Source organism: Budvicia diplopodorum, assembly GCF_009800925.1.
Classification (GTDB): Bacteria; Pseudomonadota; Gammaproteobacteria; order Enterobacterales; family Enterobacteriaceae; genus Budvicia; species Budvicia diplopodorum.
This window is the reverse complement of record NZ_WOYF01000034.1, coordinates 1-3197: the sequence shown is the minus strand read 5'-3', so window position 1 is coordinate 3197 and position 3197 is coordinate 1. Positions and strand designations below refer to the sequence as shown.

General features: G+C 51.0%; 1 rRNA gene. It reads left to right on the top strand.

The features are described from left to right. Positions 1-185 precede the first annotated feature (185 nt). Positions 186-3091: ribosomal RNA gene (locus GVI43_RS15650) — 23S ribosomal RNA — on the top strand. Positions 3092-3197: the final 106 nt, after the last annotated feature.

Here is a 3197-nt window from a genome sequence, read left to right as displayed (position 1 = left end):
ATATTTGCTCTTTAACAATCCGGAACAAGCTGAAATTTGAAAGCTTAAACACGCTGTGAGAATGACTTCGGTCAGACACTGACACAGCCTGTCTTAAGCAGTCTCTCAATTTTTTGCAATCACCTTTGTGGTCTTGAATAGCGGTTCGTCGCCGGTGTTTATCAAAAGACACCTTGGGGTTGTGAGGTTAAGTGACTAAGCGTACACGGTGGATGCCTAGGCAGTCAGAGGCGATGAAGGGCGTGCTAATCTGCGATAAGTGCCGGTAAGGTGATATGAACCGTTATAACCGGCAATACCCGAATGGGGAAACCCAGTGCAATACGTTGCACTATTTCATGATGAATACATAGTCATGAAAGGCGAACCGGGGGAACTGAAACATCTAAGTACCCCGAGGAAAAGAAATCAACCGAGATTCCCCCAGTAGCGGCGAGCGAACGGGGAGGAGCCCAGAACCTGAATCAGGTTAGGTGTTAGTGGAAGCGTCTGGAAAGTCGCGCGATACAGGGTGATAGCCCCGTACACTAAAATGCCTAATCTGTGAGTTCGATGAGTAGGGCGGGACACGTGACATCCTGTCTGAATATGGGGGGACCATCCTCCAAGGCTAAATACTCCTGACTGACCGATAGTGAACCAGTACCGTGAGGGAAAGGCGAAAAGAACCCCGGCGAGGGGAGTGAAATAGAACCTGAAACCGTGTACGTACAAGCAGTGGGAGCACCTCGTATGGTGTGACTGCGTACCTTTTGTATAATGGGTCAGCGACTTATATTTTGTAGCAAGGTTAACCGAATAGGGGAGCCGTAGGGAAACCGAGTCTTAACTGGGCGCTAAGTTGCAAGGTATAGACCCGAAACCCGGTGATCTAGCCATGGGCAGGTTGAAGGTTGGGTAACACTAACTGGAGGACCGAACCGACTAATGTTGAAAAATTAGCGGATGACTTGTGGCTGGGGGTGAAAGGCCAATCAAACCGGGAGATAGCTGGTTCTCCCCGAAAGCTATTTAGGTAGCGCCTCGTGAACTCATCTTCGGGGGTAGAGCACTGTTTCGACTAGGGGGTCATCCCGACTTACCAACTCGATGCAAACTCCGAATACCGAAGAATGTTATCACGGGAGACACACGGCGGGTGCTAACGTCCGTCGTGAAGAGGGAAACAACCCAGACCGCCAGCTAAGGTCCCAAAGTCATGGTTAAGTGGGAAACGATGTGGGAAGGCACAGACAGCCAGGATGTTGGCTTAGAAGCAGCCATCATTTAAAGAAAGCGTAATAGCTCACTGGTCGAGTCGGCCTGCGCGGAAGATGTAACGGGGCTAAACCATGCACCGAAGCTGCGGCAGCGATACGAAAGTATTGTTGGGTAGGGGAGCGTTCTGTAAGCCGTTGAAGGTGAACTGTGAGGTTTGCTGGAGGTATCAGAAGTGCGAATGCTGACATAAGTAACGATAATGCGGGTGAAAAACCCGCACGCCGGAAGACCAAGGGTTCCTGTCCAACGTTAATCGGGGCAGGGTGAGTCGACCCCTAAGGCGAGGCCGAAAGGCGTAGTCGATGGGAAACAGGTTAATATTCCTGTACTTGGTGTTACTGCGAAGGGGGGACGAAGAAGGCTAGGCTATCCGGGCGACGGTTGTCCCGGTTTAAGCGTGTAGGTGGGAGAAATAGGTAAATCCGTTTCTCTATTAACACTGAGGCGTGATGACGAGTCTCTACGGAGATGAAGTAGTTGATGCCCTGCTTCCAGGAAAAGCCTCTAAGCTCCAGGTAACATTAAATCGTACCCCAAACCGACACAGGTGGTCAGGTAGAGAATACTCAGGCGCTTGAGAGAACTCGGGTGAAGGAACTAGGCAAAATGGTGCCGTAACTTCGGGAGAAGGCACGCTGGCATTAGGTGAAGAGACTTGCTCTCGGAGCCGAAGTCAGTCGAAGATACCAGCTGGCTGCAACTGTTTATTAAAAACACAGCACTGTGCAAACACGAAAGTGGACGTATACGGTGTGACGCCTGCCCGGTGCTGGAAGGTTAATTGATGGGGTTAGCGTAAGCGAAGCTCTTGATCGAAGCCCCAGTAAACGGCGGCCGTAACTATAACGGTCCTAAGGTAGCGAAATTCCTTGTCGGGTAAGTTCCGACCTGCACGAATGGCGTAATGATGGCCAGGCTGTCTCCACCCGAGACTCAGTGAAATTGAACTCGCAGTGAAGATGCTGTGTACCCGCGGCAAGACGGAAAGACCCCGTGAACCTTTACTATAGCTTGACACTGAACATTGAGCCTTGATGTGTAGGATAGGTGGGAGGCTTTGAAGCGAGGACGCCAGTTCTTGTGGAGCCAACCTTGAAATACCACCCTTTAATGTTTGATGTTCTAACTTTGGCCCCTAATCGGGGTTGAGGACAGTGTCTGGTGGGTAGTTTGACTGGGGCGGTCTCCTCCTAAAGAGTAACGGAGGAGCACGAAGGTTAGCTAATCACGGTCGGACATCGTGAGGTTAGTGCAATGGCATAAGCTAGCTTGACTGCGAGAGTGACGGCTCGAGCAGGTACGAAAGTAGGTCATAGTGATCCGGTGGTTCTGAATGGAAGGGCCATCGCTCAACGGATAAAAGGTACTCCGGGGATAACAGGCTGATACCGCCCAAGAGTTCATATCGACGGCGGTGTTTGGCACCTCGATGTCGGCTCATCACATCCTGGGGCTGAAGTAGGTCCCAAGGGTACGGCTGTTCGCCGTTTAAAGTGGTACGCGAGCTGGGTTTAGAACGTCGTGAGACAGTTCGGTCCCTATCTGCCGTGGGCGTTGGAAGATTGAGAGGGGTTGCTCCTAGTACGAGAGGACCGGAGTGAACGCACCGCTGGTGTTCGGGTTGTCATGCCAATGGCATTGCCCGGTAGCTACGTGCGGAAAAGATAACCGCTGAAAGCATCTAAGCGGGAAACTTGCCTCAAGATGAGTCTTCCCTGGGGCTTTAAGTCCCCTGAAGGAACGTTTGAGACTAAGACGTTGATAGGCTGGGTGTGTAAGCGTAGCGATACGTTGAGCTAACCAGTACTAATGAACCGTGAGGCTTAACCTTACAACACCCAAGGTGTTTTGGGTGAGATTGAAGAGACGAAGACGAATTTCAGCGAAGTTTTGGATTGAGATTGATGGTTATACGCAGGTATAACGGTTGATGAAAC